Annotated in this window: 25 protein-coding genes; 19 read left to right on the top strand and 6 right to left on the bottom strand. The window is 65.1% G+C overall.

Translation table 11 applies throughout. The annotated features are described in order from the left end of the window. The first annotated feature begins 347 nt into the window (after positions 1 to 347). From rplN to AB0B25_RS09645, 4 genes are read left to right on the top strand one after another with little or no spacing between them, the layout of a single operon-like run. A complete protein-coding gene (gene rplN / locus AB0B25_RS09660; RefSeq protein ID WP_357176811.1) occupies positions 348 to 716 on the top strand; it encodes a 50S ribosomal protein L14 in 369 nt (122 codons plus the stop codon). Position 717: 1 nt separating this feature from the next. Further along, positions 718 to 1,035 (top strand): 50S ribosomal protein L24, encoded by a 318-nt coding sequence (gene rplX / locus AB0B25_RS09655; protein ID WP_357176810.1) that lies wholly within the window; start codon positions 718 to 720, stop codon positions 1,033 to 1,035. 1 nt (position 1,036) lies between these two features. Further along, the gene (gene rplE, locus AB0B25_RS09650) at positions 1,037 to 1,600 is read left to right on the top strand and encodes a 50S ribosomal protein L5 (RefSeq protein WP_357176809.1); all 564 of its coding nucleotides are present in this window, start codon (positions 1,037 to 1,039) and stop codon (positions 1,598 to 1,600) included. Positions 1,601 to 1,604: 4 nt separating this feature from the next. Beyond that, positions 1,605 to 1,790 carry a type Z 30S ribosomal protein S14 gene (locus tag AB0B25_RS09645; protein WP_153338789.1) on the top strand — a complete coding sequence of 62 codons (186 nt, stop codon included), beginning with the start codon at positions 1,605 to 1,607 and terminating at the stop codon, positions 1,788 to 1,790. 178 nt (positions 1,791 to 1,968) lie between these two features. Here the strand turns inward: AB0B25_RS09645 and AB0B25_RS09640 are convergent, their stop codons facing one another. The 4 genes from AB0B25_RS09640 to AB0B25_RS09625 form a co-directional block, all read right to left on the bottom strand. Further along, positions 1,969 to 3,096 (bottom strand): FAD-dependent monooxygenase, encoded by a 1,128-nt coding sequence (locus AB0B25_RS09640; RefSeq protein ID WP_357176808.1) that lies wholly within the window; start codon positions 3,094 to 3,096, stop codon positions 1,969 to 1,971. Then, positions 3,093 to 4,502: an FAD-binding oxidoreductase gene (locus AB0B25_RS09635; protein WP_357176807.1), complete on the bottom strand. Its 1,410-nt coding sequence runs from the start codon at positions 4,500 to 4,502 to the stop codon at positions 3,093 to 3,095. Before AB0B25_RS09635 ends, AB0B25_RS09640 begins: the two co-directional genes overlap by 4 nt. Before the next feature lie 857 nt (positions 4,503 to 5,359). Then, positions 5,360 to 5,566: a DUF397 domain-containing protein gene (locus AB0B25_RS09630; protein WP_357176806.1), complete on the bottom strand. Its 207-nt coding sequence runs from the start codon at positions 5,564 to 5,566 to the stop codon at positions 5,360 to 5,362. Next, positions 5,556 to 6,455 (bottom strand): helix-turn-helix transcriptional regulator, encoded by a 900-nt coding sequence (locus AB0B25_RS09625; RefSeq protein ID WP_357176805.1) that lies wholly within the window; start codon positions 6,453 to 6,455, stop codon positions 5,556 to 5,558. The genes AB0B25_RS09630 and AB0B25_RS09625 overlap by 11 nt, the downstream gene beginning before the upstream one ends. Before the next feature lie 298 nt (positions 6,456 to 6,753). Here AB0B25_RS09625 and AB0B25_RS09620 point away from each other — a divergent pair, with 298 nt between their 5' ends. The 11 genes from AB0B25_RS09620 (at position 6,754) to map (ending at position 14,578) form a co-directional block, all read left to right on the top strand. Continuing rightward, on the top strand, positions 6,754 to 7,269 hold the full coding sequence (locus AB0B25_RS09620; protein ID WP_357176804.1) for a DNA-directed RNA polymerase subunit beta: 516 nt from the start codon (positions 6,754 to 6,756) through the stop codon (positions 7,267 to 7,269). Then, complete coding sequence (locus AB0B25_RS09615; RefSeq protein ID WP_357176803.1) at positions 7,266 to 7,817, top strand: hypothetical protein; 552 nt, start codon at positions 7,266 to 7,268, stop codon at positions 7,815 to 7,817. The genes AB0B25_RS09620 and AB0B25_RS09615 overlap by 4 nt, the downstream gene beginning before the upstream one ends. Before the next feature lie 1,208 nt (positions 7,818 to 9,025). Then, positions 9,026 to 9,424 (top strand): 30S ribosomal protein S8, encoded by a 399-nt coding sequence (gene rpsH, locus AB0B25_RS09610; RefSeq protein ID WP_357071218.1) that lies wholly within the window; start codon positions 9,026 to 9,028, stop codon positions 9,422 to 9,424. A 14-nt stretch (positions 9,425 to 9,438) separates the two neighbouring features. Then, complete coding sequence (gene rplF, locus AB0B25_RS09605; RefSeq protein WP_357176802.1) at positions 9,439 to 9,978, top strand: 50S ribosomal protein L6; 540 nt, start codon at positions 9,439 to 9,441, stop codon at positions 9,976 to 9,978. 2 nt (positions 9,979 to 9,980) lie between these two features. After that, the gene (gene rplR, locus AB0B25_RS09600; RefSeq protein ID WP_357071224.1) at positions 9,981 to 10,388 is read left to right on the top strand and encodes a 50S ribosomal protein L18; all 408 of its coding nucleotides are present in this window, start codon (positions 9,981 to 9,983) and stop codon (positions 10,386 to 10,388) included. Between the two features lie 31 nt (positions 10,389 to 10,419). Continuing rightward, positions 10,420 to 11,079, top strand: coding sequence for a 30S ribosomal protein S5 (gene rpsE / locus AB0B25_RS09595; RefSeq protein WP_357071227.1), 660 nt, complete (start codon positions 10,420 to 10,422; stop codon positions 11,077 to 11,079). Next, positions 11,079 to 11,258: a 50S ribosomal protein L30 gene (rpmD, locus tag AB0B25_RS09590; RefSeq protein ID WP_029892543.1), complete on the top strand. Its 180-nt coding sequence runs from the start codon at positions 11,079 to 11,081 to the stop codon at positions 11,256 to 11,258. The genes rpsE and rpmD overlap by 1 nt, the downstream gene beginning before the upstream one ends. A 3-nt stretch (positions 11,259 to 11,261) precedes the next feature. Then, positions 11,262 to 11,705 carry a 50S ribosomal protein L15 gene (gene rplO, locus AB0B25_RS09585; protein ID WP_357176801.1) on the top strand — a complete coding sequence of 148 codons (444 nt, stop codon included), beginning with the start codon at positions 11,262 to 11,264 and terminating at the stop codon, positions 11,703 to 11,705. 180 nt (positions 11,706 to 11,885) lie between these two features. Next, entirely contained in the window at positions 11,886 to 13,208 is a 1,323-nt protein-coding gene (secY, locus tag AB0B25_RS09580; RefSeq protein ID WP_357176800.1) for a preprotein translocase subunit SecY, read from the top strand. Beyond that, the gene (locus AB0B25_RS09575) at positions 13,205 to 13,750 is read left to right on the top strand and encodes an adenylate kinase (protein WP_357071238.1); all 546 of its coding nucleotides are present in this window, start codon (positions 13,205 to 13,207) and stop codon (positions 13,748 to 13,750) included. Before secY ends, AB0B25_RS09575 begins: the two co-directional genes overlap by 4 nt. A 30-nt stretch (positions 13,751 to 13,780) precedes the next feature. Next, positions 13,781 to 14,578, top strand: a complete 798-nt coding sequence (map, locus tag AB0B25_RS09570; RefSeq protein WP_357176799.1) for a type I methionyl aminopeptidase — start codon at positions 13,781 to 13,783, stop codon at positions 14,576 to 14,578. A 64-nt stretch (positions 14,579 to 14,642) separates the two neighbouring features. Here map and AB0B25_RS09565 read toward each other — a convergent pair whose 3' ends face one another. Together AB0B25_RS09565 and AB0B25_RS09560 are read right to left on the bottom strand one after the other, a co-directional pair. Beyond that, positions 14,643 to 15,074 (bottom strand): DUF4254 domain-containing protein, encoded by a 432-nt coding sequence (locus tag AB0B25_RS09565; protein ID WP_357176798.1) that lies wholly within the window; start codon positions 15,072 to 15,074, stop codon positions 14,643 to 14,645. Between the two features lie 607 nt (positions 15,075 to 15,681). After that, positions 15,682 to 17,205 carry a hypothetical protein gene (locus AB0B25_RS09560; protein WP_357176797.1) on the bottom strand — a complete coding sequence of 508 codons (1,524 nt, stop codon included), beginning with the start codon at positions 17,203 to 17,205 and terminating at the stop codon, positions 15,682 to 15,684. Positions 17,206 to 17,505: 300 nt separating this feature from the next. Between AB0B25_RS09560 and dtd the strand changes: the two genes are divergently transcribed. From dtd to AB0B25_RS09540, 4 genes are all read left to right on the top strand, one after another. Next, the gene (gene dtd / locus AB0B25_RS09555; RefSeq protein WP_357176796.1) at positions 17,506 to 17,949 is read left to right on the top strand and encodes a D-aminoacyl-tRNA deacylase; all 444 of its coding nucleotides are present in this window, start codon (positions 17,506 to 17,508) and stop codon (positions 17,947 to 17,949) included. Between the two features lie 525 nt (positions 17,950 to 18,474). Continuing rightward, positions 18,475 to 20,034, top strand: a complete 1,560-nt coding sequence (locus tag AB0B25_RS09550; RefSeq protein WP_357176795.1) for a hypothetical protein — start codon at positions 18,475 to 18,477, stop codon at positions 20,032 to 20,034. 197 nt (positions 20,035 to 20,231) lie between these two features. Beyond that, a complete protein-coding gene (locus AB0B25_RS09545; RefSeq protein WP_357071256.1) occupies positions 20,232 to 20,693 on the top strand; it encodes a hypothetical protein in 462 nt (153 codons plus the stop codon). Beyond that, complete coding sequence (locus AB0B25_RS09540; protein ID WP_357176794.1) at positions 20,690 to 21,214, top strand: YbaB/EbfC family nucleoid-associated protein; 525 nt, start codon at positions 20,690 to 20,692, stop codon at positions 21,212 to 21,214. The genes AB0B25_RS09545 and AB0B25_RS09540 overlap by 4 nt, the downstream gene beginning before the upstream one ends. Positions 21,215 to 21,222 lie beyond the last annotated feature (8 nt).

The following is a 21,222-nucleotide window of genomic DNA, read 5'->3' as shown; positions in this document are numbered from 1 at the left end:
CCGACGCGGCGTGCCGCACATGAACGTCTTGGCAACCTCTGCTCGGATCGAGGCTACCGGTGCGGCGGCTGTCGAGCCCGAATTCGTCGCCGGTAACCTCGGGCCGCACCGCGCGCCGCACAGTGCGCACCCCGATTTGGGGCGACCTGCGGATTCCCCTACACTAGAGCGGTTGCCTGCGGGAGCTATGCCCGCAATCCGGCAGTGAACCCCCAGTGGTTGGTTCCGCGTTTTCTCGCTCGGACCCAGAAAACCGCTGGCAGGCGCGCGTCTGGAGGGCGACTGACCATGCCCGTCGGGTCGGCAATCCGGCGTGCTAATACGTCCAGGTCAAGGAGGACGCTGAAGTGATTCAGCAGGAGTCGCGACTGCGCGTCGCCGACAACACGGGTGCGAAGGAGATTCTCTGCATCCGCGTTCTCGGTGGTTCGTCGCGTCGCTATGCAGGTATCGGCGACATCATCGTCGCTACCGTGAAGGACGCCATCCCCGGCGGCAACGTCAAGCGGGGTGACGTCGTCAAGGCCGTCGTCGTGCGCACCACCAAGGAGCGTCGGCGCGCCGATGGCTCGTACATCAAGTTCGACGAGAACGCGGCGGTGCTCATCAAGGCGGACAACGACCCGCGCGGCACTCGCATCTTCGGCCCGGTCGGCCGCGAGCTGCGCGACAAGAAGTTCATGAAGATTGTCTCGCTGGCTCCGGAGGTGCTCTGACATGAAGGTGCACAAAGGCGACACCGTGCTCGTCATCTCGGGTAAGGACAAGGGCGCGAAGGGCAAGGTCATCCAGGCCTACCCGCAGCGCAACCGGGTCTTGGTCGAGGGCGTGAACCGGATCAAGAAGCACGTCGCGCACTCGGCTGACCAGCGTGGCGCCTCCTCGGGCGGCATCGTGACCCAGGAAGCCCCCATCCACGTCTCGAACGTGATGGTCATCGATTCCGACGGCAAGCCGACTCGTATCGGCTACCGGACCGATGAAGAGACCGGCAAGCGGGTCCGGATCTCCCGTAACAACGGGAAGGACATCTGATATGACCACCTCCGAGAAAGTTCAGCCCCGGCTGAAGCAGCGCTACCGCGAAGAGATCAAGGACGCGCTGAACAAGGAATTCGACTACGCCAACGTGATGCAGATCCCGGGCGTGGTGAAGGTCGTCGTCAACATGGGTGTCGGTGACGCCGCCCGCGACGCGAAGCTGATCAACGGCGCGGTCAACGACCTCGCCCTGATCACCGGCCAAAAGCCGGAGATCCGCAAGGCGACCAAGTCCATCGCGCAGTTCAAGCTGCGTGAAGGTATGCCGATCGGCGCCAAGGTCACCCTGCGTGGCGACCGGATGTGGGAATTCCTCGACCGTCTGGTCTCCATCGCGCTGCCCCGTATCCGCGACTTCCGTGGCCTGTCGCCGAAGCAGTTCGACGGAAACGGCAACTACACGTTCGGCCTGAGTGAGCAGTCGATGTTCCACGAGATCGACGTGGACTCGATCGACCGCCCGCGCGGTATGGACATCACCGTGGTGACCACCGCGACCAACAACGAAGAAGGCCGTGCCCTGCTCAAGCACCTCGGCTTCCCGTTCAAGGAGAACTGAGCATATGGCTAAGAAAGCACTGGTCAACAAGGCCAACGCCAAGCCGAAGTTCGCGGTCCGCGGCTACACCCGCTGCCAGCGCTGCGGCCGTCCGCACGCGGTGTACCGCAAGTTCGGGCTGTGCCGCGTCTGCTTGCGCGAGATGGCGCACCGGGGCGAACTGCCCGGCGTGCACAAGAGTTCCTGGTGAGCCGGACGCTCCTCGGAGCGTCCCCATACTGAACCCGAACGAGGGCACGGACTCCACCGGAGTCCGTGCCCTGTTTCGTGTTGACGGTCGCGCCTTCTCGTCACGACGGACCAGGTAGGCTGCGGTCGGTCTCAGGGTGACAAGTCTTGCGCGGCGGACGCCGATCATGCCTGCGCGTTCATCGGTCCCCGCCGTGAAGTCCGGCTCGGTGCGCTTTCAGATAAGCGTCGCGATCGGGATATGAGCGGGCAAGGGCATCACCGTAAGCCACCAGTTCGGTGTGCATTGTGCGGCGCTCCTCGTACCGCTGGTGCAGCAGCAGCCTCAGGTCGCGATCATCCTGTGCGGCGACGAGAATACTCGCAAGTATTGTCGCGTCCTCCATGATGTAGCTCATCCCCTGGCCGGTCATCGGATGCGGTGAGAAGGCAGTACTGCCGAGGAGAACAACGTTGTCGCGGTGGTATGGCTTGCTGCTGTAGGCCGACACGGGTGCACGTACGAACCGGCTGGCGTCCACGAGCGCGAGCGCATCACCGCTACGGCTGACGAATTCGCCGAGCCGTGCCGACAAGTCGGCGCTGCGCTGGTCGAATACCTGCGAATCCTGCTCCTGCGGAAGACCGATGAATACCCGTGCCAATTTGGTGCTCACCGGATAGAAATAGGCGAACCAGCCGGTCGAACTGAAGTACATTCGGTTGCGCGACAGCACGCTCGCCGTGACCGGAATCGTGGTCATTCTGAGGATGTGGTCGTGTTTGCTGACTTCCCGTTCGGATCCGACGTAGTCTCGAAGCGGCGAGGCGGATCCGCTCGAATCGACGAGTGCGCGCGCCCGTAAGACCGTGCCGTCGTCCAGTGTCCCGCCGATGACGCGAGAGTTCGCGGTGTGCGCCTCGACCATGCGTCGGTTGAAGCGAATATCGACATTCGGCAGTTCAGCGCACGCATCGAGGATTGTCCCGACCGTCGCGGCGTAGGGGACGATCAGGAAATGCCCGAGCATGGTGTGCTGCGCGAAGTCGTAGGACAACAGCAGACTCCCATCATGATGGAAGTCGATCACCTCGCGTTCCATGGCTCCCCGGCTCACCAGTTCGGACAGCAGACCGTGTTCGGCGAGGATGCGGATGCCGCGAGGCTTGAGGATTTCGGCGCCCCGGGTCGCTGACTTCGGTTTATTCGAAATCACCAGCACTCGGCGGCCCTGGCGGCCGAGCAGAAGGGCTAGTAATGCGCCGCCGACACCAGCGCCGAGGATGAGGCAATCGAACTCGCATGAGTTGGTCTGCGTGGTGTTCATCGGTCGGCCGCCAGGTAGCGGCCCGGTGCGATGATCCCGGCCGGATCGAAGAGCCGTTTCAGCTCGGTGAGCGGTCCATCGCGGTAAGCCGCCGACCGAGCGGCCAGTTCCGATGGTGCGTGATCGATATTGGAGCGGTAGGGGGGAAATCCCGCGCGTAAAAACGATCGGCGTGCCGCGGCGCGCAATGCGTGCGCGCGCTCGACGGCGCCCGGCTCCCGCCGGAACGGGATCTGCGCAACCATATTGGCGGAATGCTGTGAAATAACGTTGAGTTCCAGCATGGCCGCGGCGCTGTGTCGCTGCGCCTCGGAATCGAAGAGCTCGACGGCCTTGTGCCAACTCGTCTGCCCGAGCGGAACGACGGGCAGGAACATCAGCCAACCGGCTGGACTCTCGTCGACCTGCGAGCACGAGTCGACGTCGAGCCTGCGATGGACGTTGGCACAGGAGGGGATTCCGCGGGCGAACAACGTCCGCGGGTAGAGCGGGTCGTCGGCCGGGGTATCCGCGGTGTCGAGTGATCGATACGACACGAGTCCGGCTGCACTGGAGAACATGTCGTGGATCTCGCGTTCGGCGAGGCGCACAGCTTGATGGGAGCCGAGCAGCGGCACTTCTATCGTCATTGTGGAGGTGTCGGCGCCTTCCGGCACGGCGGCGCGAGCGGTCTCCGGCACTACGAAAAGCTCTTTGAGCCGCAGCATGCCGTGGGTGGCGACCCGAGTTCGGCAGAGCCGGATCGTGATGTCGATGGCTTCGTCGAGTGCGGATCTGTCGAAAGTCGTGTGCACGAGTGTGATTGCGCTCGGTCGCGGCACGAGGGCTATCGCCATCGCGGTGACAACCCCGAGGTTGCTCTGTACGAAAGCCTTGGTCAGGTCGGGCCCGGCGACGGCGCCGGGCCGCACACCGTTGCGGTCGAGACCGCCGGTGGTGATGACCTCGCCGGTGCCGAGGACGACCTCGAGGCCGAGCAGGTCCTCCAGGCGCGCCCGAATGGTGCCGTCGCCGCGCTCGAGGGTGTTCCCGACGATGCTGGCGTCGGCGCAGCCCGCGGTGACGTTCAACATCCACGGTGTTTCCGCGAGCAGTTCCGTGAGCTGCCGCTGGGTCACCCCCGGCTCCACGACGGCGTAGCCCTGGTCGAGATCGAGAGTTCGGATGGTGGTCATCCTGCTGAGATCGAGGATCGCGCAGCCGTCGACGACAGGAGAGCGCGAGCCCATGCCCCAATTCCGTCCGGTGCTCAGAGGATATATCGGAGTCCCAGCGCGTGCGGCAAGCATCACGTGCTGGCGGACCTCTTCGATGTCGGTCGGGTAATAGGTGCCCCGAAATTCGCGTGCTCGATGGTTGCCGAGGTCTGGAGTCGAGACGTCCTGCTCGACGAATTCTACTGTCATTTGCGCTGCCTGTGTATTAATCCGCTCGAATTGCTGTTCGATTGCTTTGGATATCCAGTCTCGCGCTCGCTCGATGGCGGCGGTTAGTAGGGAAATCCCTATATTCCGGCATTGCACGCGCATTCGGTGTTTGCGAGCCAATTATGTTGCGACACAGAACTTTATTTTTGTTCGCGACGTGGCTGCCTGCAGTGCGGTCGAGGTGATGATCGTCGGCAGGTGCTTTTCGGGAACCCGTCGAATCCATCCGCTTCGGAATGGTGCGCTACGGGTGCGCGGTTGACGCTTCTATAGGCGAATCGTAGATTCGTCTACGCTGCGGCCTAAAACAGGAAGCGTCTATTTCGGGTAGTTTTCGATCGCCGGTACGGCGGCGTTATTGCTGGTCCGGACGTGCTGTATTTCGCGAACTGCTAATTTCGCTCCGGAGCGCGCCTGTAGATCTACTGTTGTCCGACGCTTCGGTCCACCATTCGTCGAGTCGTGACGATCGGCGCGTGTTCACGTGTGCGGGTGAGTGATCGAGCAGCGGTCGGCGCGGCCGTCGTGTCGCCATGCTTCGCCGCTCGGCCCGGTCGGCGGGCGGGTACATATGAATCAACTGGGACGCGATGGACTCCGGCGAAGGAGGAGTCGCCACCCAGCGTCTCCGATCACTTCGCCAAAACTCATACCCAAGCGCGGCGGCCCCACGCGCACGAACGTTTTCAGCGCCCCTCTCGCCGCTCATCGTCCGGCAAGACGTCCCACCAACCGCTGGTTGGCTACGACTGCCGTGAACCGGCGCGCTTGGATAGATCGACAGCCGAATCAGAGCATCTCGCTGTCCGACGCGATGGGGCGCGAGGGCTTGCGCCTCAGCCGCAGCTGAATTCGCCGTTCTTGGCTCCTGCGAGGAAGGCGTCCCATTCGGCGGGGGTGAACGTCAGCGCTGGGCCGGTCGGGTTCTTGGAGTCGCGGACGCCGACCATGCCGCTATCGATGTGTGCTACCTCCACGCACTGGCCGTTGGACTCGCTGAAGCTGCTTTTGAACCAACGTGCCCCGGATAGGTCAACGGTCACCGTCATAACTCCTTGCTACCCGGCGAAGCAGGTCTCGCGTGGTCTTCTCGTCCATTGCGGTTTGTCGGATGGCGTCGACCATTTCAGTGTAACGCTGCACCATTTCGGGCCTTTCCAGATAGAGATCGCTGCTCATCCCGCCGTCGAGGTAGACCACTGGCGGTTCGATCGGCTTGCCCTTGCTGTCGGTGCCGAAGTCCAGGATGACGAACGAACCGTGCAGGATTCCACGGGTGTATCCAGCCGACCACGGGTGAATACGCAGCGTGACGTTCGGCCGGGTGCTGACATCGGCCAGATAGCGAAGCTGCTCGGCCATCACCTTCGGCCGCCCGACCATCCGGTGCAGCGCGGATTCATCGAGAAGCAGCTGCAGGTCCACCGGGCTGGTCTTGCGCGTGACGACCACCTGTCTGCTCCGGCGCACCCGCACGCGTTGTTCGATCTCTTCGGCTGAACCGTCGTACAGAAATGCGCCGATCAATGCGCGCGCGTAGTCGTCGGTTTGTAGCAATCCAGGTACCTGCACCGCATAGGACATGAGCCGTCGCGCCGATCGCTCCATGCCGACATACATATTGAAGGCATCGGAGAACAGCCCGCCGAGTGGTGTGATGCCGTCTTCGTCCCTGGCCGTCGCCGCACGCGAGGCCAAACCGACCGCCTGCTCGGTCTGTTCGGCGTTCACCTCATACAACATGCACAGCTCGCGCACATCCTGACGACGCGGCTTCACCGCCCGACCGGTTTCCAGGCGTTGCAGCCCGTTGAAGCTGAGTTGAACTTCCTCCGCTGCTATCGCGATCGTCAATCCTCGGCCTTCGCGTGCTTCACGCAGAAATCTGCCGAGTTGACGGCGCAGCAGTGTCGGAGACTCATGCTCGGCCATCGTCTTTCCCCCAGACAATTGAATCCAGCCCCTTGTGTGATGTGCATCCATCGATGCCGCAGATCTCGATCCTGCCATGGGCTTTCGGGGAAGTTGGCCCGAATATCCACATCTGGCCGAAAGGGCTGACGTGAGGCTGGTGTGCTGTGCCTGCGCCGGGCAGCTGAGCGGTCCCGCTCCGTCTCGCTCGGCAAAACCCCGTGTGGGCAAAACGCTCACGGATATCCGCGCAGGCACCGCACCCGAGCATTCCTCGATTCGACGCACTTCCGAATCCATTCGACGGCAGGGGATCACCATGCAGACCGGTCCATTTCGAGACACTCCCGCAAGCCGGTGCGCGTTCTATCGCCGCATCGCCGGCCTCGCCGCGGGAGTGGACCCGAACACCGGACGGATCACAGTTCTGGCCGGAAGCGTATGGGGATTGGGGATGCCCGCACATTTCGGGCACCAGGTTCGCGAAGAACTCCGCCGCCATCGATACGCGTCGGGACCGATCGTGTCGTATCCGCGATCGCGCACATGGACTTTCCTGGTTCGACCCGATCTTCCGGACTCGCCCGCCTTGTTCGCCCAGCTTTACCGCGCGGGTGTCGCGGCTTACGGGCACGGCCGGGTGATCGCCTTGCCGTCTCCCGCCGATCGTCCCCCTGCGATGCGTCATTGGGTTGAGCAGCCGCGGGGCAGTTTCCGGCCCTCGGCGGCGGCAGTGATTGCCGCGATCAGCCGGTGCCTGCCTGCGCGGGCGATCGATCTGTCCTTGCTCGGCGCCGCCGCCGGGGGTTGCGCCCAGGCCCGGCGGGCGCGATGACAGAGGAAATCCGAACACGGTCGCAGTCGAACCGTTCCGCTTCCGCGCAAGCTGAACTGCGCCTGCCGGGCACGCGCGCCTTCTTCGACCTCTTCAACGCTCGTACCGAGCCCGCCGACGCGATGATGGTGTCCGCCGTGGGACTGCTCGGCGTCTGGGTTGAGCACTTCGAGAACGGCAGGCCGGGACGACCGATGAGCCGTCGACTCGCCTATCTGATGGACCTGCATATCTGGGCTGTCGACCGGCACGTCGAGGACGCGCTGGCGGCGGCCTGCGAACGCGGGTACCTGCGCGATCCGGATGCCGACGAGGTGCCCTATTCCTACGGCGAGATGGTGAGCCTGCTCACCGCCGATTTCGTGCAATGCCGTCGTGAAGAGCGGCAGCCCGGCGGAATCACCGAAGACCGAGTGCTGCACCACGTGCGGCACTGGGACGCCTTCAACGCCGTGGTGCAAGCGGTGGCAACCGGAAGCGTGCGACTGCGAACTCCGCGAACTATTGCCGAACGCATTCATCCGAAGTCGCGCCCGCACCATCCGTAACCATCACCGCCCCGCGCCCGCGCATGCGCCCGCTCTTCCCGTCGCTACTTCCGTCGACGGTAGTGAGATGGTGTTCGTCGAGCGTCCTTCGAGCCGCCTTTTCACTACCGCGGTGCGCGTCACCACCCGTGTGTGAGGTGGGCGCGCTGGAGATTGGCTGTTCGGTGTGGCCGCGCGCCTGGTGGCCGGTTCGACGCCGTGGTGGAAGCGGTGGCAACCGGGGAGCGTGCGGCTGCGAATTCCGTGAGCCATTGCCGAACACATTCATCCGAAGTCGCGCCCGCACCATCCGTAACCATCACCGCCCCGCGCCCGCTCTTCCCGTCGCTACTTCCGTCGACGGTAGTGAGATGGTGTTCGTCGAGCGTCCGGCGAGCCGCCTTTTCACTACCGCGGCTCCTATGCCCGCCGATGCGTGAGGTGGCGCGCCGGGCGAGCCACTCGGTGTGCGCATGCGCTCGGCCTTCCCGTCGCTACTTTCGTCGGCGGTAGTGAGATGGTGTTCGTCGAGCGTCCGGCGAGCCGCCATTTCATTACCGTGGCTCGCCGTTCCTGCCCGCGCGAGAGAGGTGGGGGCTGGAGTTGGCTGCTCGGTGGGCCTGTGGGCCGGGGGAAGCGCTCCCGGTGCATCTGCTATTCGGTGCGCGGGCACTGTCCGGATTCGGCATATGTCGCGTCGCGACGGTCTCGATGCCGGGTGAATACCGGAGCTATCTGTGCGAGAACTTGTGGTAGCTCGTCCGGGGCGATTTGTTCGGGTTTCAGCCACGCCTGTTCGGTTCCGTCGCTGGCGCTGCGCGGCCCGGCGGCCGCGTCTCGCCACGCTCTTGCAAACCTGCGCAGCTTGTCGGGATCTCCGTTCGGCCAGGTATGGCCATGTAGTCTGCTGATCGGTCCCAGTAGTCTGCTGATCGGTCCCACCCGAATGGCGGATCGGTGTGACCGTCGAATGGGCGCGGCCGCGTTTGTCGAGGTCGAGTCGGCCAGGCCGGATTTTGTGGCTAGCTGGGCATTGCCTACACTGGACCGGTTGCCTGGGCAACTCCGCGCCCGCATGTCTTCGTGCGCGGGGCTCGGGCGATCGAACCTCATCCGGTCGGCAAGTGTCGGCCGGACCATCCGAATTGTTGTAGGCCCACGGCTGACCTGCGGATACGCGGGTCGGCGCTGCATGGGAACCACAGCGAGAAAGGTGTCAAGGTCGAACCATGACCATGACTGATCCGATCGCGGACTTTCTGACACGTCTGCGCAACGCCAACTCGGCGTACCACGATCAGGTGAAGGCTCCGCACTCGAAGCTCAAGGCGAACATCGCCGAGATCCTCAAGCGTGAGGGTTACATCGCCGACTACCGGACCGAGGACGCGACCGTGGGCCAGACCCTCGTCGTCGACCTCAAGTACGGCCCCAGCCGTGAGCGCAGCCTGCAGGGCCTGCGCCGCGTCTCGAAGCCGGGTCTGCGTGTGTACGCGAAGTCCACCAACCTGCCCAAGGTCCTGGGCGGCCTCGGCGTGGCGATCATCTCCACGTCGACCGGTCTGCTCACCGATCGTCAGGCGGCCAAGCAGGGCGTGGGCGGCGAAGTCCTCGCCTACGTCTGGTAAGGGAGGTCAGGACAATGTCGCGTATTGGTAAGAAGCCCATCGCCATCCCAACCGGCGTCGAAGTGACCATCGACGGCCAGAACGTGTCGGTGAAGGGGCCCAAGGGCACCCTGTCGCACGCGGTCGCCGAGCCGATCGTCGTCAGCAAGGGCGAGGACGGCCAGCTCGAGGTCGCGCGCCCGAACGACGAGCGCCAGAACCGCTCGCTGCACGGCCTGACCCGGACCCTGGTCGCCAACATGATCGAAGGTGTGACCAAGGGCTACGAGAAGAAGATGGAAATCTTCGGCGTCGGTTACCGTGTGCAGGCCAAGGGCTCGAACCTCGAGTTCGCGCTCGGCTACAGCCACCCGGTGCCGATCGAGGCCCCCGAAGGCATCACCTTCGCGGTGGAAACGCCCACCAAGTTCTCTGTGTCCGGAATCGACAAGCAGAAGGTCGGCCAGATCTCCGCGGTGATCCACGGACTGCGTAAGCCCGACCCGTACAAGGGCAAGGGCATCCGCTACGCCGGCGAGGTCGTTCGCCGCAAGGTCGGAAAGACGGGTAAGTGATCATGGCGCAAACCGAAAACCAGATCGCCAAGCGCAAGCCGCGCGGCCAGGACGTGTCGACGACGCGTCGTCTGTCGAAGACCCGCCGTCACTTCCGTCTGCGCAAGAAGGTCGTCGGCACCACCGAGCGTCCGCGCCTGGTGGTCAACCGCTCCTCGCGCCACCTGCACGCGCAGCTGGTCGACGACTCGATCGGCAAGACCATCGCCGCCGCGTCGTCCATCGAGGCCGATGTGCGCGCGCTGGACGGCGACAAGTCGGCCAAGAGCAAGAAGGTCGGCGCGCTGCTGGCCGAGCGGGCCAAGGCCGCGGGTGTCGAGGCCGTCGTGTTCGACCGTGGTGGTCACGACTACCACGGCCGGATCGCCGCGCTGGCCGACGCCGCTCGCGAAGGTGGGTTGAAATTCTGATGACCAAGAACATGAACGGAAGGAACGTCTGATGCCGGGACGTCAGAGGCGTGACGGCGGAAGCGGACCCGCCGGACAGAACGGAAGCGCCCCCGAGGGCGGCCGCGACAACCGTCGTGGTGGCGGCGACCGTCGTGGTGGCGGTGACCGCCGGGACAACGCCGCCGAGAAGAACCAGCTCGAGCGGGTCGTCGCGATCAACCGCGTGTCCAAGGTCGTGAAGGGTGGTCGTCGCTTCAGCTTCACCGCCCTCGTGATCGTCGGTGACGGCAACGGTCTGGTCGGCGTCGGCTACGGCAAGGCCAAGGAAGTTCCGGCGGCCATTCAGAAGGGTGTCGAGGAGGCGCGCAAGGGCTTCTTCCGCGTCCCGATGATCGGCTCCACCATCACCCACCCGGTTCAGGGTGAGGCGGCGGCCGGCGTGGTCATGCTGCGCCCGGCCTCCCCCGGTACCGGTGTGATCGCCGGTGGCGCGGCCCGTGCCGTGCTCGAATGCGCCGGCATTCATGACATTCTGGCGAAGTCGCTCGGTAGCGACAACGCCATCAACGTTGTGCACGCGACCGTTGCCGCGCTCAAGATGCTGCAGCGTCCGGAAGAGGTCGCGGCTCGCCGTGGACTGCCGCTCGAGGATGTTGCCCCCGCGGGCATGCTGCGTGCGCGCGCTCAGGCTGCGGGAGGCGTCCGGTAATGGCAGATCTCAAGGTGACCCAGATCAAGAGCACGATCGGCGCCAAGAAGAACCAGCGTGAGAGCCTGCGCACGCTGGGTCTGCGCAAGATCCGGCAGACCGTGGTTCGGGAAGACACCCCGCAGAACCGCGGCCTGATCAACGTCGTGCGCCACCTCGTAACCGTTGAGGAGGTCTGACACATGACCATCAAGTTGCACCACCTGCGCCCCGCCCCCGGCGCCAAGACCGAGAAGACCCGCGTGGGTCGCGGTGAAGGCTCCAAGGGCAAGACCGCGGGCCGTGGTACCAAGGGCACCAAGGCGCGCAAGAACGTCCCGGCCGCCTTCGAGGGTGGGCAGATGCCGCTGCACATGCGGCTGCCCAAGCTCAAGGGCTTCACCAACCGGTTCCGCACGGAATACCAGGTCGTGAACATCGGCGCGATCGCCAGGCTGTTCCCCGAGGGTGGCGAGATCGGCAAGGCCGAGCTCGTGGCCGCCGGCGCGGTTCGCAAGAACCAGCTGGTCAAGGTCCTCGGCGACGGTGAGATCGGCGTCGCGGTCCAGGTGACCGTCGATAAGGTCACCGCAGCCGCGAAGGAGAAGATCACCGCGGCCGGTGGCACCGTCACCGAGCTGGGCTGACGGTACTCTGCAAGCAGCGGCACCGGACGAGTGAAGGCTCGTCCGGTGCCACTGTTAGAGTTTGATTGTTGTCTGCCAAGCCTCGTCATGGTCTTCAGCGTCCCCCTTTGCCGAATCCGGGAACTGGACACCGCTGAATTGGCCATGTACTGACCACCATGTCGTTCGCCAGGAGGATCTGTGCTTTCCGCCTTCGTATCGGCCTTCCGGACTCCGGACTTACGGCGGAAGATTCTCTTCACGCTGGGGTTGATCGCGCTGTACCGCATGGGTGCCGCGCTACCGTCCCCCGGCGTCGACTACAAGGCCGTCCAGGAATGTATCGACATTGTCTCCGGTGGTGAATCCGGCGGCATCTACCAGCTGATCAACCTGTTCTCCGGTGGCGCGCTACTGCAACTGTCGGTGTTCGCGATCGGCATCATGCCCTACATCACGGCGAGCATCATCATCCAGCTGCTGACCGTCGTCATCCCGCGGTTCGAGGAACTGCGCAAGGAAGGCCAATCCGGCCAGAACAAGATGACGCAGTACACCAGGTACCTGTCGATCGCCCTGGCGATCTTGCAGGCCACCGGTCTGGTCGCGCTGGCAGCGCGCCGTCAGCTGCTGCAGGGCTGTGAGAAGGACATCCTCGCCGACACCAGCATCTTCGGCATGGTCATCATCGTTCTGGTGATGACGGCGGGCGCCGCGTTGGTGATGTGGTTCGGTGAGCAGATGACCGAGCGCGGTGTCGGCAACGGCATGTCGCTGCTGATCTTCTCCGGTATCGCCGCGCGCATCCCGACCGAGGGCAAGTCCATCCTGGACAGCCGCGGCGGGCTGGTATTCGGCCTGGTGTGTGTCGCCGCGCTGGCGATCATCACCGCGGTGATCTTCGTCGAGCAGGGCCAGCGCCGTATTCCGGTCCAGTACGCCAAGCGGGTGGTGGGACGGAAGATGTACGGCGGTTCTTCGACCTACCTGCCGTTGAAGGTGAACCAGGCGGGCGTGATTCCGGTCATCTTCGCGTCGTCGCTGCTCTACCTGCCCAACCTGGTGGCGCAGTTGACCTCGTCGCAGAACAACCCGAACCCGAGCTGGTGGCAGGAGATCATCCAGAAATACCTGGTGAACCCGGGGAACCCGGTGTATATCGCGATCTACTTCGGTCTGATCGTGTTCTTCACCTACTTCTATGTCGCGATCACCTTCAACCCGGAGGAGCGCGCTGACGAGATGAAGAAGTTCGGCGGCTTCATCCCGGGATTCCGCCCCGGTAGGCCGACCGCCGATTACCTCAACTACGTCCTGAGCCGTATCACCCTCCCCGGCTCGATCTACCTCGGTCTGGTCGCGGTGCTGCCGAACCTGTTCCTCGACATCGGTTCCTCCGGTGGCGCCCAGAACCTTCCGTTCGGCGGTACCGCGGTGCTGATCATGGTGAGCGTCGGTTTGGACACCGTGAAGCAGATCGAAAGCCAGCTGATGAATCGAAATTACGAAGGGTTCCTCAAGTGAGAGTTGTACTGCTCGGTCCGCCGGGTGCCGGCAAGGGCACACAGGCCGTCCTGTTGTCGGAGAAGCTCGGCGTCCCGCACATCTCGACCGGGGACCTGTTTCGCGCGAATATCAGCCAGCAGACTCCGCTGGGCCGCGAAGCACAGAAGTACATGGACGCGGGCGACCTCGTGCCGAGCGACGTGACCAACCGCATGGTCGAGGCGCGGGTGAACGAGCCCGATGCCGTCAACGGTTTCGTGCTCGACGGCTACCCGCGCACGGTCGATCAGGCCGACGCGCTGGAGAAGATCCTCAAGGACATGGACACCAAGCTCGATGCGGTGCTGTGTTTCGTCGTGCCCGAGGACACGGTGGTGGAGCGGATGCTCTCCCGTGGCCGCGCCGATGACAACGAGGGTGTGATCCGCAACCGGCTTCGGGTGTACCGGGAGGAGACCGAACCGTTGCTCGAGCACTACGACGGCCTGGTGGTCTCGGTGGACGGCGTCGGCGAGGTCGATGGCGTCAACGCCCGGGCGCTGCGCGCGCTGGGCCACTGATGCCGCTCACGATGGGGCGTTGAGGCCGCGATGGTCTTTCACCGTAAGAAGAAGGTCGTGCCGTTCCGGACGGCGGGCGAACTGGATGCGATGGCAGCGGCGGGTGCGGTCGTCGGCCGCGCTCTGGTCGCGGTGCGGGCGGCCGCCAAGCCCGGGGTGTCCACCCTGGAGTTGGACGAGGTCGCCGAGCAGGTGATTCGCGACGCGGGCGCCGTGCCGTCCTTCAAGGGCTACCACGGCTTTCCGGCGTCGATCTGCGCGTCGGTGAACGACCGCGTGGTGCATGGGATTCCGACTGCGGCGGAGATGCTCACCGAGGGCGACCTGGTCTCCATCGATTGCGGCGCCATTCTCGACGGCTGGCACGGTGATTCGGCGTGGACGTTCGGCGTCGGCGCCATCATCGATGCCGACCGGTTGCTCAGCGAGGCCACCAAGCTGTCCATGGAAGCCGGTATCGAGGCGATGCTGCCCGGTAATCGGTTGACGGACGTCTCGCACGCGATCGAGCTGGGTACCCGTGCGGCCGAGCGGGAACACGGTCGCGCCTACGGCATCGTCGACGGCTACGGCGGGCACGCCATCGGACGGGAGATGCACCTCGACCCCTTCCTCGCCAACGAGGGCGAGCCGGGCAAAGGCCCCCAACTCGTGGTCGGTTCGGTCCTCGCGATCGAGCCGATGCTCACCCTGGGCACCACGCAGACCAAGGTGCTCGACGACGACTGGACCGTGGTCACGCTCGACGGTAGCCGTGCGGCACATTGGGAACACACCGTCGCGGTCACCGATGACGGTCCGCGCATCCTCACCCTGCGCCCGGAGTAGCTCTACCCGCGCGGGCGCCATGCTCGTGCGGCCGCAGGTCCGATGTCGATCGGGGCGGACCGCCCTAGGATGCGCCAGGTAGTCGGCGGACGCCCGCGCTGACCTCGGCGGCCAGATCGTCGTAGCCGACGGCCAGTTCGGCGAGGCGCTGCCAGGCATCCCAGAGGTCCCATTCCGACGCGCTGGCCAGCGCCGCGTACGCACGCGCGGTGAATTGGGCCAAGCGGTCGATCACGGCGCCGAGGGTCTCGGTGTGGATGTGCGCCGCGCCGTGCGCCGGCGGCAGTTGTACGGTGATCCAGCGGTCGATCTCGCGAATCAGGTTCGCGCGCGCCGCATCGATCTCGTCCACGTCTTCCTGGCCGGCGCCGAGTCTGCGCTCATGCAGCGTGGTCAGCTTGTGCGCGCAGCGCAGCATGGGATTGTTCTCGGGTAGCTCACCCCGGCAGGCCTGCAGCACTTGTTGTTTCGCGGGCAGGGAGGCACTTGTGGTCATTGTTTCCCAGCTTTCGCGCAGGGGTGCACGGTCTCGATAATGGACCGGCGGGACGGACGAACCTCGCTCGGCGCAGACAGGTTCCGCCGCCGGTACCAGGCAGGGGCATCGGGGGGCGCGAGGACAGACATCGTGTACGCGCCGAGGAAACCGGCGCGGGGGACGATTCGGCCGATCTCCGAACGCGCCCCGACCGGCAGACCGCAAGTATTTCGGAAGCAGGCGCATCGTGCGGTTGGTCTATCCGCCAACGCCATATGGTTCATGGGGCCTCGGCTAGCTTCATCAGTCATCTCATGCCGCCCGGTCGGCGATGTGGTGATCCCGTGTACCATCCGTGCGCTGACTCAGTAGAGCACCCCGTGGAATAGTACAAACATTCCGTTCAATTTGTTCTCGAGGCAACCGTCGCTGCTCTGGTTACCGGCGGATGCGATGATCGCAGCGGTGCAGCCTCAATTCTCGTATTCCCCAAGGTTGTACGTAATCGCTGGTCAAATGATACGCGCACCGACGAAGTCAAGACCGGTGGCATTTTGTTCACGCCGCGTCCAGCCGGCCTGCTACCACACCGCAAACTTTGTGCGACGGTGTCGCACCGCCCGTCTCAGGGCGTCGTCCGGAAGAACAGCACCCGGTCGCCGTGCTCGTCCAGCGGCGTGCTGACGCTCATCTGGCGCAAGCCGCTGTCGGGCAGGTAGGTGAGGTTCGAGAACATCTTCGTGTTGCCGAACGCCGAACGGAGCTTCGTCTCGGTCGCACGGTCGGCGTTGTACTCGGCGAGGGTTTTGAAGTCCAGTGGCGCGAGCGGCTTGTCGAGCGGAGCCTGTCCGGCCGGGCGGCCGAGCGCGGCGTACTGGGTGGCGGCGCCGCGCTCGTACCAGCACAACTCGTAGGCCACGTTCTCGGTGACCGTGATGGCCGCGACCGGCCAGTCCTGGGACAGACGTAGTGCCAGCGGATGTTTCGCCACCGGCGTGAGTTCCCAGTTCAGGCTCATGACGGTGACCCAGCCGCCATATGGCTGATCGATCAGCACGATGTCGTCGCCGAGGGTGCTCGCGGTGTTCACCTCGGGATCGGTGACCTTCAGGTTCGCTCCGTGCTCCGCGAGGTACGTGGCGCGGTCGAGGGGGTAGGCGTCATCGATCGCGTAGGCCGCGATGATCGCGGCGCGTACCTGGGCGGTGGAGTCGCGGTCGGGGCAGTACACGCTCAGCGCGCCGAAGGTGGTGCCGATCTGTACCGGCATCGACGGCGGGTCCGGCTCGGCGCCCGCCGCGAGCGGCCGCAGGCCGACCAAGGCCAACTTCCAGTTGATCTCTTCGACGGTCGACAGGTCGCCGGAGGACTTGAACATGACCTGTTGCTGGGTCAGCCGCCCGGCTTGTTCGAGCGTGCGGCAGCCCAGTTCGAGCAGCGCCCGGTGCGATTTGGGCGTGAGATCCAGGTCCTGGATTCCGCACGCGCGGAGTCGGATCGACATGCTCGTGGAGGTCAGCGCCGAATACCGTTCGCGGTACATCGCGATGGCCTGCTTGCGTGAGCGACCGACCATGAGCGTTCGCAGCAGGGTACTCAGGCTCGCGAGGTACTTGCCGGACAGATCCGGATTGGCGGCGGCCAGCGCGGCGCGGATTCGGGCAGCCTCCGCGGTCGCCGCGACCGCCGCGTCCTGGTCGAGCCGGCCCAACCACACGCCGCACTTGGACAGCCCGTCAGCGCAGGGACCCGCGACTTCCGGGCGTGCCCGCGCCATATGGCGGTAGACGTCGCAGGCCCGGCGGATCGTCGTGGTCGCGAGTTCCCGGCGACCGCTGTAGCGCGCGGCCTGCTCGAAGGAGCGCAGCGCATCGTTCAGTTCGCCCGCGAGGCGTGCGGTCAGTACCTGCCCCCTGGAGAGCAGGCGTAGCCGGATCGCCACCGCCTCCTCGGCGGGCGCCAGCGCTTCCCTGGTCCGATCGCGGCTCGACCCGTTGGTCTTGGTGGCGATCAGACCCTTGGCGAGTTCGCCGAGACTGGTGGCCAGCCGTAGCTCGGATTCGACCGAACGGTCGAGGGCCGCATACCGATCCGCGGCGATCTGGCGCTCCCGCGCGTCCAGATCCATCGCGATCCTCGCTTCAAGCATGATCCTCCGCAAACGCGCGGCGGTCCGCGCAACGCACAATTCTGGGCCGAAGTCTTTCACGGTTACCGCCCACGCGCACCTGGATCCGTCGAGGCCGGTAGACCGTTCAGCAGCGAGCGTAGCGATCGAACGACAAGCACGGGATCGCCGCTGGTACGTACGGCTCGAGCGTCGGCGCGATGGGTCGACGAACGAGCGTTGCGAGTGAACGGCACGCGCTGCCACGGTGGCGGTCACGGTGTGCTGGCACCGGCACCCATGCCGCTGCCCGGGCTTTGGGGCAAGGCATGATCGAGAGCTGTGCGAGCCCTCTTGCAGCGTGTGACTTCGGCGCAGGTGACCGTCGACGACCAGATCGTCGGTCGCATCGACCCGGCCGACCATGGCGTCCCGCACGGCCTGCTCGTTCTGGTCGGCGTGACGCACACCGATACCGCGGCGACCGCGAAGGCGTTGGCCGAGAAGGTGTGGTGGTTGCGAATTCTGGCGGGAGAGCGCTCGGCCGCGGATCTGGGCGCTCCGATTCTGGTGGTCAGTCAGTTCACCTTGTACGCGGACACTGCCAAAGGCAGGCGCCCCTCGTGGTCGGCCGCCGCTCCCGGCGCCGCCGCGGAACCTCTTGTCGATGTCTTCGCGCAGGCGCTACGTGAACTGGGGGCCATGGTCGCCACCGGTCGGTTCGGCGCGCATATGCGGATCGAGTCGGTGAATGACGGGCCGGTCACGCTGCTGCTGGAGATTTGAGCGAGTCGGCGGTGTTTCGGACCAGCGGCGGTCGACTTCGTCTCTGCTTGCTGCGTGTCGCAGCTGATCTCGCGTGGCAATCCGGGATCCGGCCCGCGGCTCGTGAACATCAGGCAACCTCGACCGGCGCCGACAAGCCCTGGTCCCGCATTCGATCGGTAGCAATGCGGTGGCCTGACCGTCTACGGTGACCGAGCCGAGGAAAACCCGCTGTACAACGGCCGCGTAGCACGATCGTGTCGCACCCGGGAGGCTTCCCGCTCGTGGGAGTGATCGGTGGAGACGTACGGGACGTCATGTAACAATGCACACCGGCTGAGGTGTAGGAGAGGGCATGGGGCGGATGAAGATCACTGGTGGAAGCGAACAGTGAGCGATCAATACCAGAGAACCCGGGACAGTGTCGGAGCGAACCGCGCGGCGCCGGATGTCGATTTCACCCTGACGCCGAAAGACGCGAGAATTCCCTCTCATACTGATATTGGTTCCGGTAAAGACATCACACGCGCGGTCAGGATCTGAGTAGTGAGCGATCAAGACAAGGAAAACCCGGGTCAGGATGACAAGGCCGAGTCGCCGGACAAGGCCGAGTCGCCGGACGTGGGGTTCAGCCTCGACCCGGGCGCTGCCGACCAGCCCGCCGAGCCGGACGTCGTCGAAGAAGCTGCCGAGGTAGCCGAAGCCGCCGAGGAAGACGAAGCCGACGAGACGCGGGTGCTGGCACGCCGCGCCGCCGACGGGCTGGCGGAGGTGGGGCCGCCCGGATGGCAGCAGTTGGACGCGGTGTTCGCGCTGACCGTCGCCACGGAGGTGGCCCAGGTCGTCTATGCCGACGGGGAACGATCGGTGCGGGTGGAGCCGCCCGCGGCGGTACTGGAATTGGTGCGCCAGCAGCGCGCGCTGGTGGCCGAACAGGACGGCGAGCCGTGGTGGCGACTGTTGCTGCAGCTCAGCTCCGACGGCGATTTCGAGGTCGACTACGACTTCGGTGACGAGCCGTTCCCGGACGGTCAGCTGTTCGAGCCGGAGGCCTACCGGGCGGACCTGGATCAGTATCCGCGCGACGACCTGCCGGTGTGGCTGGCGGCCTATGTCGGGCACAACAACCGGCAGTCGCGGACCCCGCAGGACGCCGCCGTGGACGCGCGCGCCGATCGGGCCGCGCGGGTGTGGCCGGTGTTGGCGGAGAACGAGTTTCCGGACTTCCCGGAGATGTGGGCGCGGTGGGCGGTGATCTCGGCGTCGTTCGTCGCGGCCGGATCCGATTGGGGCCCGCGGGTGATGCCGTCGATGGGCTGGTTCGAAAGCTCACGCCGCGGCGGGTCCACGCTGTACTCGCTGCCAGACGGGCGGGCAGTGCTGTCCGGCGGCGTATGGGAGTCGCCGAACCTGAACGCCACCTACAACGATGGCGCCGATATGCCGAACTTCTATGCCGGAGCGCCGGATTGGGTTGCCAACCCAGTCCTCAACCCGCGCGCGTCCACCGGGTTGATGTCGTTCTGCTACTGGTGGGAGGCCGGCCGCTGGTATCGCGGCGAATCACCGGCCGCGGAGCACTGCGCCACCGCGGTGCCCGGTGTGTGGACCGCCGACACGGTCGCCGGGATCGTCGCGGGACTGGTCGCGCAGCGGCCCACCGCCGCCCAGCGCGCCGCCGCCGCGGCGCTGATATCGGCCGCGGAAGTCGGTGTGGTCACCAGGGATACGGTGCTCAACGTCTTCGGTGACGACGGCCGCTACGACATCGACGGCGCTATGTACCAGCTGTCGCTGGCCGGCGTGGTCATGCGGCTGGCGGAGCGTATGCCGGAGGAAGAGGCCATCTTCCGGGTCCGCAGCTACATCATGGGGCGTCAGTTGGACACCACCGGCTATCCGCTGGACCAGTTGGTCGCCGACCGGTTCAGCTGCGGCTGGATGGTGTACGTGCCGGTGCCGCGCGGCGAGATCGCGATCGGCCGGGCCATCTTCTACATCGCCGACGACGGCGTCCTGGAACACTCGTCCTCGTCGGTCGCGCCGACCACCTTCGTCGAAGGCTTCGAACAGCGCTACCAGGAACGGCAAGGTTCCCGCGCCTGACCTGTCCCGAGCTGTCTGAATGTGGCATGTCGGCCACCCCGAGTGGACATTCGGCACATTCAGGCAGCGCTCGGCGAGGAGCAACGGGCCGTTGAACCCGGTGCGGGTTTGATCGTTCCCTCTTCTGGGAAAAGCCCTGGGTTGGTTCATGTCAAGATGGTTCGGATAGCTCAGCGTGACGAAATGAGGTGGGTGCCATGGCCGATGGGTTGAACTTCAAAAGCGAGCATGCGGGGAAGATCCAGGGGGAGATGGTGGATCTCGCCGCTATGGTCGACGCGGTCAAGTCGGAGATGGAGACGATCTTCGACGAGTACTACGGATGCTGGGGCAAAGGCGAGACCGGTCGCGTCATCGCCAACGGCGAGAACAATGACGGTCTGATCGCGGGATTCAAAAGCCAGGTCGCATTCCTCGCTGGCGCTGCGGATTTCGCGAACGGTCCCGATGGGTGGGGTCCGACTTACGGGAAAGCCGAGAAGAAGCTCTTGGCGACGGAAGCCCACAACAGGGAAGTGATCGCGTACAACGAGGCCGTAAAGGCATTCAACGAGCAAGCGCGCAATCCGTCTCGGAGCGCGGCTGAACTCGAGCGCGACAGGCAAGCGCTCGAGCGCAGGGGGGAAACACTCAAGAGCGCGGGCATGCTACGGAAGTGAGCGAGCCAGGCGTGAACGATGAGGAGATGTCGGCGGCTCGGTTGATGGATCTGGTTGATTCCGTCCAAGCCGGGATGAAGTCGATCGAGAATATGCAGCGGCAGTGGGTGCTGCTCACCGCGACCGGATCGGCGGCGAACAAGCGTGTGACGGTGTCGATCAACGCTGAAGGCACGGTCATCGAAACCCGTTTTTCCGACGATATCGACGACTTGAGTTATGCGGAGATCGCGAAAGCCGTCACCGAGGCCGCGCAGAATGCCGCGACCGAAATGCAGCGCAAGACTGCGGGTTTGACGGCTTCGCTGCAGGAGCAGAGTTCTCGAATTCCGAAGCTTTCCGAGCTGGCGCCCGGCGCCCTCGATGTGCTCGACCTGGTGCCCGCGGCGCCGCAGGTTTCTCTCGCGCCGCCCGACGCGCCGGAACGGCTCGCCGCCGAGTCGGAGGCGATGGTTTTCGTTGATACTGAACAGTCCGGCCGTAGTGTGTCGCAGTCCGGGGTGACTGATTCGTCTTGGTGATGATGGTG

Origin of the sequence: Nocardia sp. NPDC049190 (genome assembly GCF_040648115.1) — a bacterium.
Taxonomy (GTDB): domain Bacteria; phylum Actinomycetota; class Actinomycetes; order Mycobacteriales; family Mycobacteriaceae; genus Nocardia.
Note: the sequence above shows the minus strand (reverse complement) of the source record. Positions and strands in the feature narration are given on the sequence as shown.

Coding starts and splice junctions, on each gene's coding strand:
- rplX (WP_357176810.1), top strand. CDS start 718: ATGAAGGTGCACAAAGGCGACACCGTGCTCGTCATCTCGGGTAAGGAC.
- rplE (WP_357176809.1), top strand. CDS start 1,037: ATGACCACCTCCGAGAAAGTTCAGCCCCGGCTGAAGCAGCGCTACCGC.
- AB0B25_RS09645 (WP_153338789.1), top strand. CDS start 1,605: ATGGCTAAGAAAGCACTGGTCAACAAGGCCAACGCCAAGCCGAAGTTC.
- AB0B25_RS09640 (WP_357176808.1), bottom strand. CDS start 3,096: ATGAACACCACGCAGACCAACTCATGCGAGTTCGATTGCCTCATCCTC.
- AB0B25_RS09635 (WP_357176807.1), bottom strand. CDS start 4,502: ATGACAGTAGAATTCGTCGAGCAGGACGTCTCGACTCCAGACCTCGGC.
- AB0B25_RS09625 (WP_357176805.1), bottom strand. CDS start 6,455: ATGGCCGAGCATGAGTCTCCGACACTGCTGCGCCGTCAACTCGGCAGA.
- AB0B25_RS09620 (WP_357176804.1), top strand. CDS start 6,754: ATGCAGACCGGTCCATTTCGAGACACTCCCGCAAGCCGGTGCGCGTTC.
- AB0B25_RS09615 (WP_357176803.1), top strand. CDS start 7,266: ATGACAGAGGAAATCCGAACACGGTCGCAGTCGAACCGTTCCGCTTCC.
- rpsH (WP_357071218.1), top strand. CDS start 9,026: ATGACCATGACTGATCCGATCGCGGACTTTCTGACACGTCTGCGCAAC.
- rplF (WP_357176802.1), top strand. CDS start 9,439: ATGTCGCGTATTGGTAAGAAGCCCATCGCCATCCCAACCGGCGTCGAA.
- rplR (WP_357071224.1), top strand. CDS start 9,981: ATGGCGCAAACCGAAAACCAGATCGCCAAGCGCAAGCCGCGCGGCCAG.
- rpsE (WP_357071227.1), top strand. CDS start 10,420: ATGCCGGGACGTCAGAGGCGTGACGGCGGAAGCGGACCCGCCGGACAG.
- rpmD (WP_029892543.1), top strand. CDS start 11,079: ATGGCAGATCTCAAGGTGACCCAGATCAAGAGCACGATCGGCGCCAAG.
- rplO (WP_357176801.1), top strand. CDS start 11,262: ATGACCATCAAGTTGCACCACCTGCGCCCCGCCCCCGGCGCCAAGACC.
- map (WP_357176799.1), top strand. CDS start 13,781: ATGGTCTTTCACCGTAAGAAGAAGGTCGTGCCGTTCCGGACGGCGGGC.
- AB0B25_RS09565 (WP_357176798.1), bottom strand. CDS start 15,074: ATGACCACAAGTGCCTCCCTGCCCGCGAAACAACAAGTGCTGCAGGCC.
- AB0B25_RS09560 (WP_357176797.1), bottom strand. CDS start 17,205: ATGCTTGAAGCGAGGATCGCGATGGATCTGGACGCGCGGGAGCGCCAG.
- AB0B25_RS09545 (WP_357071256.1), top strand. CDS start 20,232: ATGGCCGATGGGTTGAACTTCAAAAGCGAGCATGCGGGGAAGATCCAG.